Below are 14,791 nucleotides of genomic sequence, written 5' to 3' on the forward strand. Positions count from 1 at the left end.
CTATTCGCGTTCGCCGGTGAAATTCAGCAGCAGCTGGAAGATGTTGATGAAGTTCAGATAGAGCGAGAAGGCGCCGAAGACAGCGAGCTTCTGCTGTGATTCCGCATCGAAATTCTCCGCATACTGCTCCTTGATCGTCTGCGTGTCCCAGGCGGTGAGGCCGACGAAGACGGCAATGCCGATCACCGAGATGGCGAACTGCAGCGCGGTCGAACCGAGGAACAGGTTGACCAGGCTGGCGATCACCACGCCGATCAGGCCCATGATCAGGAAAGACGAGAACTGCGTCAGGTCACGCCTGGTCGTGTAGCCGTAAAGGCTGGTGGCACCGAACATCGTGGCGGCGATGAAGAAGGTGCGCGCGATGCTGGTCGAGGTGAAGACTAGGAACACCGAGGCCAGCGACAGGCCCATCACGCCACAGAAGGCCCAGAACATCGTCTGCGCGCTTGCGGCCGACATGGTCTGCATCTTGAACGAGAAGATCATGACGAAGGCGAGCGGCGCCAGCATCACCACCCATTTCAGCGGGCTGGAGAAGATCGGCACATAAAGTGCCGGCGTCGAGGCGACGAAGAAGGCGACGAGGCCGGTGACGACGAGACCGAGGCCCATATAATTGTAGACGCGCAGCATGTGCTTGCGCAGGCCTTCGTCATAGACGGCTCCGGCCTGGGCGCCGGTGCCCATTCGGTATCCCAGATTGGGGCTGTTCATTTGGTTCTCCTTAGTTGGAAGTCTCAGAAAGCGTCGTAGGTCGTCTGTTTCAGTAGAGCGTTCTGGCGAGTTTCTCGGCGGCACGGTCGAGATTGCCGGCGTCGCCGCGTCCGACCACGGCATAGGCGACCTCGCCGATCTGGAAATATGCGGTTGAGATGTCATCGGAGGGCGAAACCGTCGGCTTCACGACGTCGAACGTCCCCGGCCTGATGGCGAACAGCGAGACGAGGCCGAGGTCCCTGGTCTCGACCGCCACCTCGACGCTCGGCCCGAATTGCGAGGGGTAGACCTGGACGTCGCGGATCTTCCAGTCGTCGGGCAGCGACGGCATGACGATTGCGGTGGCGGCGCGGATCTCGTCGGCATCGTAGCCCGGCGCCTCTTGCTGCGACGGCATCGTCTCGCGCACCAAAGTAGTCCTGTGCGCCCGGACCGCATCCTCGACATAGGCCGGCGGCTGCGTCGAGGCGACCACCTTGGTCACCGCGATCGGTCCGAAAATGCCGTTGGCCAGCCAACCCGCGGCGACCAGCACGGCCGCGGCCGCTGCCCGCTGCAACATGGCAAGGATACGTCCCCTGGCAAGCGCCCTTTCCAGCCGCCGCGCCGCTTCGGTCGTGGCCGGACGCGCCATGCCGACGGGACCTGCAAGCGCGACGCGCAGTTCGTCGCGCGTCCTCAAGTCCGACATCACGCGCGCCGCCGCTTCCGGGCGCGCGGCGAGGTGAGCCTCGACCTCAATGCGGCGGGCGACATCCAGCTGATCGTCGACATAGGCGTCGAGATCGGCATCGGTTACGGGGTCGACAATGGCGGTCATTGATCGTCTCCCACGATCCTGAGGTGAGGCCTGGCTTTCGGCGTTGCGCCGTCTTCCATCTCGCGCAACGCGGCACGCGCGCGGCCGATGCGCGACATCAGCGTTCCGAGCGGCACGCCGATGACTTCGGCGGCCTGCTGATAGGAAAGCCCTTCGATGGCGACGAGATGCAGGGCGGAGCGCTGTTCCTCGGGGAGCGAAAGGAATGCTTCGCGGACCTGTGACAGGCGCACCGAATGGTCCTGCGACGCCGGCACGCTTTGGTCGGCGACAAGGCCGGCCTGTTCGATACGCGCCGCCTCGGAGCGGCGCGAGCGCATGCGGTCGATGAAGATGTTGTGCGTGATCGCCAGCAGCCAGGCGCGCAGATTACCGCCCGAGCGAAAGGTCGCGCGCCGCTCATAAGCGCGCACCAGCGCGTCATGGACAAGATCCTCGGCCTCAGTGCTGTCGCGCGTCAGCGAGCGCGCGTAGCGTCGCAGCGACCCCAACTGCCCGACAATATCGAAGCGTGCCATCGACCGTTTCATGCCCTGTTTACGGAGCATGTAGGGATTTTAATCCCCTGCCCGGCATTTCTTTTCGTGTCGCCGGCGCGGAGGAAACCGCTGGCGCGGCGGGATCGATTTGCGTATCACTCCGCCGCCATTGGAGTCCTTCTCGATGTTCGAGACCCTGCAGCCCGCGCCCGCCGACAAGATCCTTGCCCTGATCGGCCTCTATCGCAACGATCCACGGCCCGGCAAAGTCGATCTCGGTGTCGGCGTCTACAAGGACATCGACGGCAGGACGCCGGTGATGCGCGCAGTGCGCGAGGCCGAGAAGCGGCTGCTGGCGAGCCAGGACACCAAGACCTATCTCGGCCTTGCCGGCGACACCGGCTTCAACGCCGCCATGATCAATCTCGCCTTTGGCGAGAAGGCCGACCATTCGCGCATCCGCGCCGCACAGGCGCCAGGCGGATCCGGCGCGCTCAGGCTGGTGGCCGAGCTTCTGCAGCGCACGCGTGCCGGCGCGACTGTATGGATGTCCGATCCGACCTGGCCGAACCACCTGCCGGTGATGCGCGCCGCCGGTTTGCACGTCCGCGACTACCCCTATTTCGATGCGGCGTCGGGGGCCGTCCGCTTCGACGAGATGATGGCGGCGCTGAGGGGCGCCAACAGCGGCGATGTCGTGCTGCTGCATGGCTGCTGCCACAACCCGACCGGCGCCAATCTCGATGCCGAGCAGTGGGCCAAGGTCGCCGACGTGCTTATGGAGCGCGGCCTGTTGCCCCTCGTCGACATCGCCTATCAGGGTTTTGGCGACGGTCTCGACGCCGATGCCGCCGGCCTGCGGCTGCTGGCCGGCAAAGTCCCGGAGATGGTCGTCGCCTCGAGCTGCTCGAAGAATTTCGCCGTCTATCGCGACCGCGTGGGCGCGGCGATGATCATGGCCAAGGACGGCGCCCAGGCCGATGTGGCGATGAGCCAGATGCTGGCTGCCGCGCGCGCGCTTTATTCGATGCCGCCGGATCATGGCGCGGCGGCGGTGCGCATGGTGCTTGAAGATGCCAGCCTGAAGAAGGACTGGGCGACGGAGCTCGAAGAGATGCGGCTGCGCATGCTTCGCCTGCGCGTCGCCTTCGCCGAGGCGTTGCGCCGGCAGTCCAACTCCGACCGCTTCGATTTCGTCGCCAGCCATCGCGGCATGTTTTCGCGCCTTGGACTGACCGAGGCGCAAGTCGAACGCCTGCGCACCGAGCACGCCGTCTATATGGTCGGCGACAGCCGCATCAACGTGGCCGGCCTGCCGGAGGACGGCATGGACGATCTCGCCAAGGCGATCGTCTCGGTGCTCGACTGAGAGTCTCGCGCAGCTGTGGACAATAGGCTTTTGCCGATCGGTGGGATTGGTCGCCCGCCGCGGCGCGCGCTAGGGTCTCTTGCATGAAGCCCTCGAAAGACATTTCCCGGCTGATCGAGATCATGGCGGCGCTCAGGGCGCCGAAGACCGGCTGCCCCTGGGATATCGAGCAGAATTTCGCGACCATCGCCCGCTACACGATCGAGGAGGCCTATGAGGTGGCCGACGCCATCGCGCGCGGCGATCTCGACGACCTGCGCGAGGAACTGGGCGATCTGCTGCTGCAGGTCGTCTACCATGCGCAGATGGCCGAGGAGATCGACGAGTTCGCTTTCGGCGATGTCGTCGAGGCCATCACCACCAAGATGATCCGCCGCCACCCACATGTCTTCGGCGACGAGAAGGCGCGCAGCGCCGGCATGGCCAAGGGCATGTGGGAGAAGATCAAGGCTGAGGAGAAGGCCGAAAAGCGTAATGCCCGCATCGCGCGCGGCCTCGATCCGGAAGATCACGGCAAAGGTTTCCTCGACAGCGTGCCGGTCGCCCTCCCTGCCCTGACACGCGCCCTGAAGCTGCAGGAGAAAGCAGCGCGCGTCGGCTTCGACTGGAGCGAGGCAGCCCCCATCCTGGACAAGATAGAGGAAGAGATCGGCGAACTGCGCGAAGCGCTCGCCACTGGCGACGCCGCGCCGATCAAGGACGAGTTTGGCGACATGCTGTTTGCCGTCGTCAATCTCGGCCGCCACCTCAAGCTCGATTCGGAAGCGGCGCTCAGCGGCACCAACGACAAGTTCCGCTCGCGCTTCCACTATGTCGAGCAGGCCTTGGCGGCTTCGGGCGGGTCGCTGGAGAAGGCCACGCTCGACGAGATGGAAGCGCTCTGGCAGAAGGCTAAAGGCGTAAAGTAAACAGTAATTTAGCTGCCGCTCTTGCGATGCAGGCGGTTCTCGATTTCCTGCCTGGCGCTATGCGTGGCCGTCAGCGAAAGGGTGACGCTGCCGTCCTCATTGTCGGTGCGCGAAACGACGTCGCCGTTGCGGTAGAGCCAGTCGACCTGGCCGAGTTGGGCCGGGCTCAAGGTCACCGTCATCGTTTCCAGCTCGCCTGACACGCGCGTCTCGATGAGCGCCTTCAGCGTGTCCAGTCCTTCGCCGGTCACCGCCGAAATGGCGATCGGTGGAGACTTGCCGCTTGCCCCCTCGGCGAGCAGCCGCTCCCGGTTGCCTTCATCGAGCAGGTCTATCTTGTTCCAGACCTCGATCACGCGGTTGGTGTCGGCGGCATCGACGCCGAGATCGCCAAGGATGCGCTCGACATCTTCCGCCTGGGCCGCCGTGTCGGGGTCGGAGATATCGCGCAGATGCAGCACCAGATCGGCTTCGACGACCTCTTCCAGCGTCGCCCGGAAGGCGGCGACCAGATGCGTCGGCAGGTCGGAGATGAAGCCCACCGTGTCCGACAGGATCACCGGCGTGCCGTGCGGCAGACGCACGCGCCGCAGCGTCGGATCGAGCGTCGCGAACAGCATGTCCTCGGCCAGCACCCCTGCCCCGGTCAGCCGGTTGAACAGCGTCGACTTGCCGGCATTGGTGTAGCCGACGATCGCTACCACCGGGAATGGCACCTTCTTCCGTTTTGCGCGATGCAGGTCGCGCGTGCGCCGCACCGTTTCCAGCTCGTGCTTCAGCTTGGTGATCTTGTCCTGCAGGATGCGGCGGTCGGATTCGATCTGGGTTTCGCCCGGACCGCCGAGGAAGCCGGCGCCGCCGCGCTGCCGCTCGAGGTGGGTCCAGCTGCGCACCAGGCGGCCCTTCTGGTAGTTGAGATGGGCGAGCTCAACCTGCAGCGTGCCTTCCTTGGTGCGCGCCCGCTCGCCGAAGATCTCGAGAATGAGCCCGGTGCGATCGAGCACCTTGGCGTTCAGTTCCTTTTCGAGATTGCGCTGCTGCACCGGGGTCAGCGGATGGTCGACAATGACCAGCTCCGCCTTGCGTTCCTTCACGATATCCGCGAATTCGGCCACCTTGCCGCTGCCGAGCAGCGTCGCCGGCCGCGGATCAGCGACCGTCACCACCGCGGTGTGAACCGGATTGAGATCGATGGCGCTGGCAAGCCCGACCGCTTCGTCATGGCGGGCATCCGCCGAGCGGCTCAAACGCGGACGGCTCGACTCATCGTCGCCGCGTGGCTGGCGGGTAAGCACCGGCACAATGACAACGGCCCGGGTCGGATCCTTGGATTCCGGCCCGAGTTGATGTCCTTGTTTTCCGCGAACGCTACGGTCCGCGCCCTTATCACGTGCCAATCAGGCGCCCTGGCTTTCCTCGCCATCGAACATCTGAACCGGCTGGCTCGGCATGATCGTGGAAATGGCGTGTTTGTAGACGAGCTGGGAGTGCCCGTCACGCCGCAACAACACACAAAAATTGTCGAACGAAGTGACCACGCCGGTCAGCTTCACGCCATTGATGAGGAAGATGGTAAGTGGATTTTTGCTCTTGCGAACTGAATTCAGGAACAGGTCCTGAAGGTTTTGCGATCGTTCCGCCATTTTTCTTGTCTTTCGCCGATCCCCTTCGGTTTGCGGGCCAATGCGCCAAATTACGCGGCACCTGTCAAGCGCGCAAACCCCCTCTTGCCGACACAATGGCAAGCAGAATGAGATAGTTGAGGTTAATTCCAGTTGTGCGGTTATCAGGCTGGACTTTTTTCCGCAACGTCAAAAAAGGCCTGCCGCAACGAAAGTGTCATAGATCCGGGATGACCATTTGCGATTGGCGCCCCGTCGATTTCGACCACCGGCATGGCGATTGTCGTCGCCGAGCTGATGAACGCTTCCCTGGCCGCCTTGGCCTCAGTGACCGAAAAACCGCGTTCCTCGATCTTGAGGCCAAGCTTTGCGGCGACATCGAACAGCGTCGTGCGGGTGATGCCGCGCAGGATGCCATGCTCGGCCGGCCGGGTCACCAGGACGCCGTCCCGGGTGACGATCCAGGCGTTCGAGGAGCCGCCTTCCTTGACGTTGCCGTCGGTGTCGACGAACCAGGCTTCCTGGGCACCGGCTTCCTTGGCCTTCTGCTTGGCGAGCACGTTGGGCAAGAGGCCCGTGCTCTTGATGTCGACACGGTCCCAACGATTCTCAGGCACCGTGATGACCTTGATGCCGGTCTCCACCCGCTTCGCACCCGCGGCCGGATCGGCCTTCCTGGCGGTTATGACCAGTGATGGCCTTATGCCTGCCGGCGGAAACACGAACTCGCGGCTGGCGACGCCACGTGTGACCTGCAGATAAACAAGGCCGTCGACCACGCCGTTGCGATTGACCACCTCGCGCAAAAGCATCGGCAAAACGCCTTCCGACACCGGCCAGGCGATCGCCAGTTCCTTCAGCGAGCGCTTGAGCCGGGCAAGATGGCGCGGCATGTCGACGATATGGCCGCGCGCCACCTCGCAGACCTCATAGACGCCGTCGGCGAACTGGTAGCCACGGTCCTCGATATGGACGCTGGCTTGGGCATGAACGACATAGCGCCCGTTGACATAGGCAATGCGCGGCATGGGCATCCTCAGGGAAATGTCCGGCTTTCATAGGCGATTCCGCCCCTGCCGTAATGAACAATCGCGTAGGCCAAGCCGGTTCAGAGAGTTTACGCAATTCCGGACGGAAAACCGCTGCACACTTTTCCCGGAATTGCTTAGACGCCGAGCGACTTCAGCTTGCGATGCAAGGCGGATCGTTCCATGCCGATGAACTCAGCCGTCTTCGAGATGTTGCCGCCGAAGCGGTTGATCTGGGCGATCAGATAATCCTTCTCGAATTGCTCGCGTGCCTCGCGCAGCGGCAGCGCCATGATGTGCTGGTCCGACTGGTTGGGCGTGCGTGGCATGACGTCGCCGATCTCGGAGGGCAGAAGGTCGGCCGTGATCGGCGAATCCGGATCTTCTCCTCGCGCCAGGATCATCAGCCGCTCGACATTGTTGCGCAGCTGGCGAACATTGCCCGGCCAGTTATGCGCCTGCAGCACGGCCAGCGCATCGTCGCCGATCCGGCGCGGCTTAATGCCTGCCTGGCGCGCGATCTGCTTCATGAAATTGTCGACGAGGTAAGGGATGTCCTCGCGCCGCTCGGCGAGCCCGGGCACCATGACTGGAACCACCGCCAGGCGGTGGTAAAGGTCCTCACGGAAGCGGCCGTCGGCGATCATGGCTTCGAGATTCTGCGAGGTCGAGGAGATGATGCGGACATCGACCTTGACGCGCTTGGTGCCACCTACCCGCTCGAACTGCTGCTCGACCAGCACGCGCAGGATCTTGTTTTGCGTCTCGCGCGGCATGTCGGCGACTTCGTCGATGTAGAGAATGCCGCGATGCGCCTCCTCCAGCGCGCCGACCTTGCGCTCGGTGCCGTTCGATTCGGTGCCGAACAGCTCGATCTCCATGCGCTCGGGTGTGATGGTGGCCGCGCTCAGCGTGACGAACGGGCCGGTCTTGCGCGAAGAAAGCGCATGGACGGCGCGCGCCGTCAGTTCCTTGCCTGAGCCGGAAGGGCCGACGATCATGACACGGCTGTTGGTGGGCGCGACGCGCTCGATGGTCTGCCGCAACTGGCTCATCGCCGAGGACATGCCGATCAGGTCGAAGGTCTCACCGCTGCGCTGCTTGAGGTCGGAAACCTCGCGTCGCAACTTGGACGTTTCCAGCGCGCGCTCGGCGATCAGGATGAGGCGATCGGCCTTGAACGGCTTCTCGATGAAGTCGTAGGCGCCGCGCCGGATGGCTGACACCGCCGTCTCGATGTTGCCGTGGCCGGAAATCATCACCACCGGCATGCTCGGATGCATGGTCTTGATCTCGTCGAGCAGTGCCAGGCCGTCGAGGCGCGAGCCCTGCAGCCAGATGTCGAGGAAAATCAGCCGTGGCGCGCGATCGGCAATGGCCGCAAGCGCGCTGTCGGCATCGTGTGCCGTGCGGGTTTCGTGACCTTCGTCGCTCAGAATACCGGCGACAAGTTCGCGGATGTCTTCCTCGTCATCGACGATGAGAATATCAGACGCCATTATCGACCTTTTCAGTTTCTCGTTCGTGTTCGTTTCGACCTTCACCGCGTGGCGGCGCGGCTACAACCGTTGCCGGCGGCAGGATGATCGAGATCATCGCGCCCCGGCCACCGTGGAAATCTGGCGGCGCGTCGTGCAATTCGAGACGGCCGCCATGGTCCTCCACGATCTTCTTGACGATAGCGAGACCAAGCCCGGTGCCCTTCTCGCGTGTCGTCATATAGGGCTCGAGAAGCCTTTGGCGATTCTCGCGCGGCAGCCCCTTGCCGTTGTCGATAACGTCGATTCGTATGGCGCCATCTTGGCGTCTGGCTTGAATCCGGATTTTGCCGTCAGCGCGGTCTTGCGTATCAAGTCCGTCGATCGCCTCGGCTGCGTTCTTGATGACGTTGCCGAAAGCCTGCGCCATCAGGCGGCTGTCGAAAGTGCCTTTCAACGGCTCGCTGCCGAAGTCGCGCTCGAAGGCGATGTCGGAGCGGCTGACCTCGACCAGGAAAGACGCCTCGCGCAGCGACTCGCGAAGGTCTATCGCTTTCATCTCCGGCTTAGGCATGCGGGCGAAGGCCGAGAATTCGTCGACCATGCGGCCGATGTCCTCGACCTGGCGGATGATGGTATCGGTGCACTGGTCGAAAACCTCGCGGTCCTCGGTGATGACCTTGCCGTAGCGGCGCCTGATGCGCTCGGCCGAGAGCTGGATCGGCGTCAGCGGGTTCTTGATCTCATGCGCGATACGCCGCGCCACATCCGCCCAGGCCGACGAGCGCTGCGCCTGGACGAGATCGGTGATGTCGTCGACGGTGACCACGTAGGATTTCTCTTCCTCGCCGTCGTCGCCGGACTCGACCGTGACCTGGACATTGAAGGTGCGCTCCAGCCCGGTGCGGAAGAAGGTCACCTGCTCGCGGTAGACGGGTTTGCCGGACTGCCGCCCGATCTCGAAGACGCGGCCGACGAGCGGCAGCACCGCCGAAAGGTTCTGGCCGAGCGTCGCATTCGCCGAAATCGCCAGCATGGTTTCGGCCGAGCGATTGACGATGGTGATGGTGCCGTAGGGGTCGACGCCGATGACGCCGGCGGTGACGCCGGCCAGCACCGCCTCGGAGAAACGCCGGCGCTCGTCGATCAGATCCTTGGCCGAGAGGAGCTCGTTGCGTTGCGATTTGAGCTCGAGGATCATGTTGTTGAAAGTATCGCCGAGCGAGGCGACGTCGCCGTCGGACTGGCGAACGGGAACGGCGACGTCGAGATTGCCGGTGGCTACCTCGTCCGCGGCGCCGATCAGCTGGCGGATCGGCCGCACGATCCGGTCGGCAACCGCGATGCCGGTCCAGATCGCCGACAGCGTAATGATCAGCGTGAGCGACAGATAAGGCAGCGCAAATGCGACCTGCGAGGTCCGGCGGTTGTCTTCCAGATTGCGGTATTCGTCGGTGTTGGACCTGACGATCTGACGCGCCTTGATCACGTCGGGGTCGACCAGCCGGATCGTATAGAGGTAAAGCCCTTCGATCTCGCGCAGCTTGATGATGGCGCCCATGATGTTGCGGGTGCGCGGCTCTATCAGCACCGGCTTGCCGTCGGCCGCGGTGTCGACGGCGCCCGAAGGCGGCTCGGGCATGGGAAAATCGGCATCGGTCTTGGCGTTCATGACGAACGAGCCGTCAGGCTTGATCAGGGCCGCATGCGCCAGTCCGCGGCCCACGGCTTCCTTGTTCAGCAGATCAAGGAAACCGCCCTTGTCGAGGCCGTAGAGCGTGCGCGAGGCATCAAGGTCGTATGCCATCGACAACGTCGTGCCCTGGAGGTTGCGCGCATTTTCCTGCACATAGGCGTCGGCAATCGACAGCGACGAGTTGACGATCGTCTTGGTGCGGATTTCGAACCAGCGGTCGAGGCCGATGTCGAGCGTGATCGATGCGATGATCGCCACCATGATGGCCGGGATGGCGGCAACCAGCGCGAACATGGCGACGATGCGCACATGCAGCCGCGAGGCAGCCCTGCCGTGGCGCCGCGCCAGAACGATGCGGCGCACCTCGCGGGCGATCAAAGCGATCAGGAACAGGACAAAGACGGCGTTGGCCGCGATCAAGGCCCAGGTCGCGTCGGCGGTCGGCGCGATCGGCGTCGCGCCGACCAGGATCGCAAACGAGATCGCCGCCGTGATCATCGCGCCAGCAATAGCGACCACGCCCGGCAACGCCAGCAACCGCCGCCCGTCAGGCGCGCCGGTCTGGTTGAAAAGCGGTTGGTTCAGGGTCGGAGCCTCAGCTGCCATGTCGCGGTACAGAGTCGGTCATCGCGTCGGATGTATGCAACGCATTGTGGCGATTATGCAACAAGTGTGGCCGGGAAGATAATCTTTCCCGGGCAAAATTCGCCGAAAGGACGAAGTGACGCTAGAGCCGGACGATTTCAGGTCGGGTCGACCTGAAATCTGAATCCGTCTCTAGATCAACGAGATAGAGCATGATGTCGTCCGAAAACCGCTTCACACTTTTCGGCATCATGCTCTACGGCTGCCTGGCGGATTTGTAGACGTTGACGCCGAGCTCGCGGATCTTCTTGCGCAGCGTGTTGCGGTTGAGCCCCAGAAGCTCCGCCGCCTTGATCTGGTTGCCGCGCGTCGCCGTCATCGAGGCCAGCACCAGAGGATACTCGACCTCGGCAAGAATGCGCTGGTAGAGCCCGGCCGGCGGCAAATCGCCGGCAAAGGAGGCAAAATAGCGCTGCAGGAAATGCTCGACCGCCTGGCCGATCGACAGGTCGTCGGGGATGAGCGCGCCACCGTCGGGCACGACCGGCCTATCGCCGGTCTTCAGCTCGGATTCGATGATCTCCGACGATATCTCGTCCTGCGAGTAGAGGGCGGCGAGCCGGCGCACCAGGTTTTCGAGCTCCCGCACGTTGCCCGGCCAGGGATAGCGTTTCATCAATTCGATGCCGCCGGTCGAAATGCGCTTGGTCTGCAGGCCCTCGCTGGCGCCCTGCTTGAAGAAGTGCCGCACCAGGTCGGGAATGTCCTCGGAACGCTCTCGCAGCGCCGGCAACCTGAGCGGCACGACGTTGAGGCGATAGAACAGATCTTCGCGAAACAGGCCCTGGTTGATGAGCGTGCGCAGGTCCTTGTTGGTGGCCGCGACGATACGGACGTCGGTCTTGATCGGGGTGCGGCCGCCGACCGTGGTGTATTCACCCTGCTGCAGCACACGCAGCAGTCGGGTCTGGGCTTCCATCGGCATGTCGCCGATCTCGTCGAGGAACAGCGTGCCGCCCTCGGCCTGCTCGAAACGGCCGCTGGAGCGGTTCTGCGCCCCGGTGAAGGCGCCTTTCTCGTGGCCGAAGAGCTCTGATTCGATGAGGTCGCGCGGGATCGCCGCCATGTTGATGGCCACGAACGGACCGCCACGGCGGCGGCCATATTCGTGCAGCGCGCGCGCCACCAGTTCCTTGCCGGTGCCGGACTCGCCACTGATCATGACCGTGAGGTCGGTCTGCATCATGCGCGCCAGCATGCGGTAGATGTCCTGCATGGCGGCCGAGCGGCCGACCAGCGGCATCGTCTCGGGCTGGTCCTCCGCGCGGGCATCGAGCTTCGGCCGCTTCGGTTCGGCCAGCGCCCGGTTGACGATGTTGAGCAGCTCCGTCAGGTCGAACGGTTTCGGCAGATATTCGTAGGCGCCGGTCTCGGAGGCGCGGATGGCGGTCATGAACGTGTTCTGCGCGCTCATGACGATGACCGGCAGCTCGGGCCGGGCCTTCTTGATGCGCGGCAGCATGTCGAAGGCGTTTTCGTCGGGCATCACCACATCGGTGATGACGAGATCGCCCTCGCCCGCCGCCACCCAGCGCCACAGCGTCGAGGCATTCGAGGTCACGCGCACCTCGTGGCCGACTCGCGACAGCGCCTGGTTGAGCACGGTGCGGATGGCCGCATCGTCGTCGGCGACGAGAATATTGCCGCGAGCGGTCATGTGCGGTCTCCTTCAGCTTCGTCGCCGGTGCCTGGCGCGGTCTCCTTCCAGGCCGGAAGCAGGATGCGGAACGTGGTGCCGCGCGGCGTCGAATCGCATTCGATGATGCCGCCATGCTCGCCGACGATCTTGGCGACCAGAGCCAGCCCGAGGCCGGAGCCGTTCGGCTTGGTGGTGATGAACGGATCGAACAGGATCGGCAGGATGTCCTCGGAAACTCCGGGGCCGTTGTCATGCACGCAGAATTCCAGCGGCAGCGAGACACGGTCCTGCGTTCCAGGCACGGAAACGCGGATGCCCGGGCGGAAAGCCGTCGACAGCATGATCTCGCCTTGCGGGTCGGCGCCGATCGCCTCGGCGGCGTTCTTGACCAGATTGAGGAAGACCTGGATCAGCTGATCGCGGTTGGCGAAGACCGGAGGCAATGATGGATCATATTCCTCCAAAATCTTGATCCGCCTTGCAAAGCCGTTCTTGGCAATCGCCTTCACATGATCGAGCACGACATGGATGTTGACCGGATAGCGATCGATCGGCCGCTCGTCGGAAAACACTTCCATGCGGTCGACCAGCGAGACGATACGGTCGGTCTCGTCGGTGATCAGGCGGGTCAGCGCGCGGTCCTCGTCGGACGCCGAAAGCTCGAGCAACTGGGCGGCGCCGCGGATGCCGGAGAGCGGGTTCTTGATCTCGTGCGCGAGCATCGCGGCAAGGCCGGTGACGGAACGCGCCGCACCGCGATGCGTCATCTGGCGGTCGATCTTGTCGGCCATCGACCGTTCCTGGAACATGACGACGACGGAACCCGGAAACTCCGGCACCGGCGCGACGTAAAGATCGACCATCTTTTCGATGCCGAGACGCGGCGACGACACGTCGACGCGATATTCGTTGACCGGCGCGCGCCGCTCGCGCACCTGGTCGACCAGCGTCAGCAACGGGCTGCCGAAGGGCACCAGCTTGGTGAGCGTGTTGCGGGCGAGCATATTCGCGCTGGACCGGAAGAAGTCCTCGGCATCCGCATTGGCGAAGGTGATGAAGCCGTCGGGATCGACCATGATGACCGGGCGGCGGATGGTGTTGAGCACGATATTGGCGGCACCCGCCATATCGGCCTGCTGGGGAACATCGGCCTTCATGCAGCGCTCCGCAGGCTGATCGATGGCGAGCCGTCGGCTAGCACGTTGCGCAACCCCGCAATGACTTCGCCCGGCTCAAAGGACATGAGAATGGCTTTGCGCCGCTCGGCTAGAACGTCGGGAGCATGCCGGTCGAGATACCAGCCGAGATGCTTTCGTGCTTGGCGCAGCCCGCTTTCGATGCCGTAAAGCGCAAGCATGTCCTCGTAATGCGAGACGACGTAATCGGTTAGCTCTTGCGGCGTTGTTGGAATGCCTTGTGTGTTTGCACCGGCCGCGGCCATCGCTATGCCGCCCGCGACCCATGGCGCGCCATAATGCGCGCGGCCGATCATCACCGCGTCGGCGCCGGACTGTTCGAGGATGGTCACCGCCTCTTCCGGCGAGCCGACATCGCCATTGGCCACCACCGGGATCGAGACCGCTTGCTTGACGCGCGCGATGGCGCGCCAGTCGGCCTTGCCTTGGTAGAACTGACAGCGCGTGCGGCCATGCACGGTCACCATCTTGACGCCGGCCTGTTCGGCGCGGCGCGCCAGCATCGGCGCATTGAGGGCGCTTTCGTCCCAGCCGAGCCGCATCTTGACCGTCACCGGCACCGACACGGCGCCTACCACCGCCTCGATCAGCGACAGCGCATGGTCGAGATCGCGCATCAGCGCCGAGCCGGCATAGCCGCCGGTCACCTTCTTGGCCGGGCAGCCCATGTTGATGTCGATGATATCGGCGCCCTCACCGGCCGCTATGCGCGCGCCTTCGGCCATATGGATGGCCTCGCGGCCGGCCAGTTGCACCATATGCACCGGCAGGCCAGAATGGCGGATGCGCAAGTCGCAGCCCGCCCTGCCCTTGGCCAGCTCGCCGCTTGCCACCATTTCCGACACGACCAGCCCCGTGCCGTGCGCGTGGGCGCGCTGCCGGAACGGTTCGTCGGTTATGCCGGACATCGGCGCCAGGAAAACCCGATTGCGGATTTTCACGCCGCCGACATCGAGTGGCGATGCCAATGCGGTCAGTTCAGCCATGCACAAAAACCTAGCATGTTCGATCGTTGCACATTCTCTAGCCAGAAGTGTGGCATTGTGCAACGCGCAATGACGTCACATTAAGGCGCATTTTGGAAAATGCTGGCCTTCGGCCATCACCCCGACTAGAGCATGATGCCGAAAAGTGTGAGCGGTTTTCGGCCGACATCATGCTCTACTTCTTTGATTTAGAGACGGATTCAGA

Annotated in this window: 13 protein-coding genes; 2 read left to right on the plus strand and 11 right to left on the minus strand. The window is 63.8% G+C overall.

The genetic code is table 11. The annotated features are described in order from the left end of the window. Genes LB572_RS11630 through LB572_RS11640 form a run of 3 tightly spaced genes read right to left on the minus strand, consistent with a single transcriptional unit; the run spans position 1 to position 2,070 of the window. Entirely contained in the window at positions 1-717 is a 717-nt protein-coding gene (locus tag LB572_RS11630; RefSeq protein WP_140809767.1) for a Bax inhibitor-1/YccA family protein, read from the minus strand. A gap of 49 nt (positions 718-766) precedes the next feature. Then, a complete protein-coding gene (locus tag LB572_RS11635; RefSeq protein WP_140809764.1) occupies positions 767-1,540 on the minus strand; it encodes an anti-sigma factor family protein in 774 nt (257 codons plus the stop codon). Continuing rightward, positions 1,537-2,070, minus strand: a complete 534-nt coding sequence (locus tag LB572_RS11640; RefSeq protein ID WP_412033556.1) for a sigma-70 family RNA polymerase sigma factor — start codon at positions 2,068-2,070, stop codon at positions 1,537-1,539. The genes LB572_RS11635 and LB572_RS11640 overlap by 4 nt, the downstream gene beginning before the upstream one ends. Before the next feature lie 133 nt (positions 2,071-2,203). Here LB572_RS11640 and LB572_RS11645 point away from each other — a divergent pair, with 133 nt between their 5' ends. Together LB572_RS11645 and mazG are read left to right on the plus strand one after the other, a co-directional pair. Next, positions 2,204-3,388 carry an aromatic amino acid transaminase gene (locus tag LB572_RS11645; RefSeq protein ID WP_224667820.1) on the plus strand — a complete coding sequence of 395 codons (1,185 nt, stop codon included), beginning with the start codon at positions 2,204-2,206 and terminating at the stop codon, positions 3,386-3,388. Between the two features lie 83 nt (positions 3,389-3,471). Then, entirely contained in the window at positions 3,472-4,296 is an 825-nt protein-coding gene (gene mazG, locus LB572_RS11650; RefSeq protein ID WP_224667821.1) for a nucleoside triphosphate pyrophosphohydrolase, read from the plus strand. Between the two features lie 8 nt (positions 4,297-4,304). Here the strand turns inward: mazG and hflX are convergent, their stop codons facing one another. The 8 genes from hflX to dusB form a co-directional block, all read right to left on the minus strand. Beyond that, on the minus strand, positions 4,305-5,693 hold the full coding sequence (gene hflX / locus LB572_RS11655; protein WP_224667822.1) for a GTPase HflX: 1,389 nt from the start codon (positions 5,691-5,693) through the stop codon (positions 4,305-4,307). Further along, positions 5,694-5,939: an RNA chaperone Hfq gene (hfq, locus tag LB572_RS11660; RefSeq protein WP_006202172.1), complete on the minus strand. Its 246-nt coding sequence runs from the start codon at positions 5,937-5,939 to the stop codon at positions 5,694-5,696. A 143-nt stretch (positions 5,940-6,082) separates the two neighbouring features. Then, on the minus strand, positions 6,083-6,946 hold the full coding sequence (locus tag LB572_RS11665; RefSeq protein WP_224667823.1) for a D-amino-acid transaminase: 864 nt from the start codon (positions 6,944-6,946) through the stop codon (positions 6,083-6,085). 137 nt (positions 6,947-7,083) lie between these two features. Further along, on the minus strand, positions 7,084-8,445 hold the full coding sequence (locus LB572_RS11670; protein ID WP_140809752.1) for a sigma-54-dependent transcriptional regulator: 1,362 nt from the start codon (positions 8,443-8,445) through the stop codon (positions 7,084-7,086). Beyond that, positions 8,435-10,726 carry a sensor histidine kinase NtrY-like gene (locus LB572_RS11675; RefSeq protein ID WP_224667824.1) on the minus strand — a complete coding sequence of 764 codons (2,292 nt, stop codon included), beginning with the start codon at positions 10,724-10,726 and terminating at the stop codon, positions 8,435-8,437. The genes LB572_RS11670 and LB572_RS11675 overlap by 11 nt, the downstream gene beginning before the upstream one ends. A 235-nt stretch (positions 10,727-10,961) precedes the next feature. Further along, the gene (ntrC, locus tag LB572_RS11680) at positions 10,962-12,422 is read right to left on the minus strand and encodes a nitrogen regulation protein NR(I) (protein WP_140809858.1); all 1,461 of its coding nucleotides are present in this window, start codon (positions 12,420-12,422) and stop codon (positions 10,962-10,964) included. Beyond that, positions 12,419-13,561: a two-component system sensor histidine kinase NtrB gene (locus LB572_RS11685; RefSeq protein WP_140809856.1), complete on the minus strand. Its 1,143-nt coding sequence runs from the start codon at positions 13,559-13,561 to the stop codon at positions 12,419-12,421. The genes ntrC and LB572_RS11685 overlap by 4 nt, the downstream gene beginning before the upstream one ends. Further along, positions 13,558-14,586, minus strand: coding sequence for a tRNA dihydrouridine synthase DusB (dusB, locus tag LB572_RS11690; RefSeq protein WP_224667825.1), 1,029 nt, complete (start codon positions 14,584-14,586; stop codon positions 13,558-13,560). Before dusB ends, LB572_RS11685 begins: the two co-directional genes overlap by 4 nt. Positions 14,587-14,791 lie beyond the last annotated feature (205 nt).

The organism is Mesorhizobium sp. BH1-1-5 (genome assembly GCF_020165615.1).
Lineage (GTDB): Bacteria > Pseudomonadota > Alphaproteobacteria > Rhizobiales > Rhizobiaceae > Mesorhizobium.

What these genes read in the sequence shown, in the direction of transcription:
- LB572_RS11630 (WP_140809767.1), bottom strand. Translation starts at nt 717, where the DNA reads ATGAACAGCCCCAATCTGGGATACCGAATGGGCACCGGCGCCCAGGCC.
- LB572_RS11635 (WP_140809764.1), bottom strand. Translation starts at nt 1,540, where the DNA reads ATGACCGCCATTGTCGACCCCGTAACCGATGCCGATCTCGACGCCTAT.
- LB572_RS11640 (WP_412033556.1), bottom strand. Translation starts at nt 2,070, where the DNA reads ATGAAACGGTCGATGGCACGCTTCGATATTGTCGGGCAGTTGGGGTCG.
- LB572_RS11645 (WP_224667820.1), top strand. Translation starts at nt 2,204, where the DNA reads ATGTTCGAGACCCTGCAGCCCGCGCCCGCCGACAAGATCCTTGCCCTG.
- mazG (WP_224667821.1), top strand. Translation starts at nt 3,472, where the DNA reads ATGAAGCCCTCGAAAGACATTTCCCGGCTGATCGAGATCATGGCGGCG.
- hfq (WP_006202172.1), bottom strand. Translation starts at nt 5,939, where the DNA reads ATGGCGGAACGATCGCAAAACCTTCAGGACCTGTTCCTGAATTCAGTT.
- LB572_RS11665 (WP_224667823.1), bottom strand. Translation starts at nt 6,946, where the DNA reads ATGCCGCGCATTGCCTATGTCAACGGGCGCTATGTCGTTCATGCCCAA.
- LB572_RS11670 (WP_140809752.1), bottom strand. Translation starts at nt 8,445, where the DNA reads ATGGCGTCTGATATTCTCATCGTCGATGACGAGGAAGACATCCGCGAA.
- LB572_RS11675 (WP_224667824.1), bottom strand. Translation starts at nt 10,726, where the DNA reads ATGGCAGCTGAGGCTCCGACCCTGAACCAACCGCTTTTCAACCAGACC.
- ntrC (WP_140809858.1), bottom strand. Translation starts at nt 12,422, where the DNA reads ATGACCGCTCGCGGCAATATTCTCGTCGCCGACGACGATGCGGCCATC.
- LB572_RS11685 (WP_140809856.1), bottom strand. Translation starts at nt 13,561, where the DNA reads ATGAAGGCCGATGTTCCCCAGCAGGCCGATATGGCGGGTGCCGCCAAT.
- dusB (WP_224667825.1), bottom strand. Translation starts at nt 14,586, where the DNA reads ATGGCTGAACTGACCGCATTGGCATCGCCACTCGATGTCGGCGGCGTG.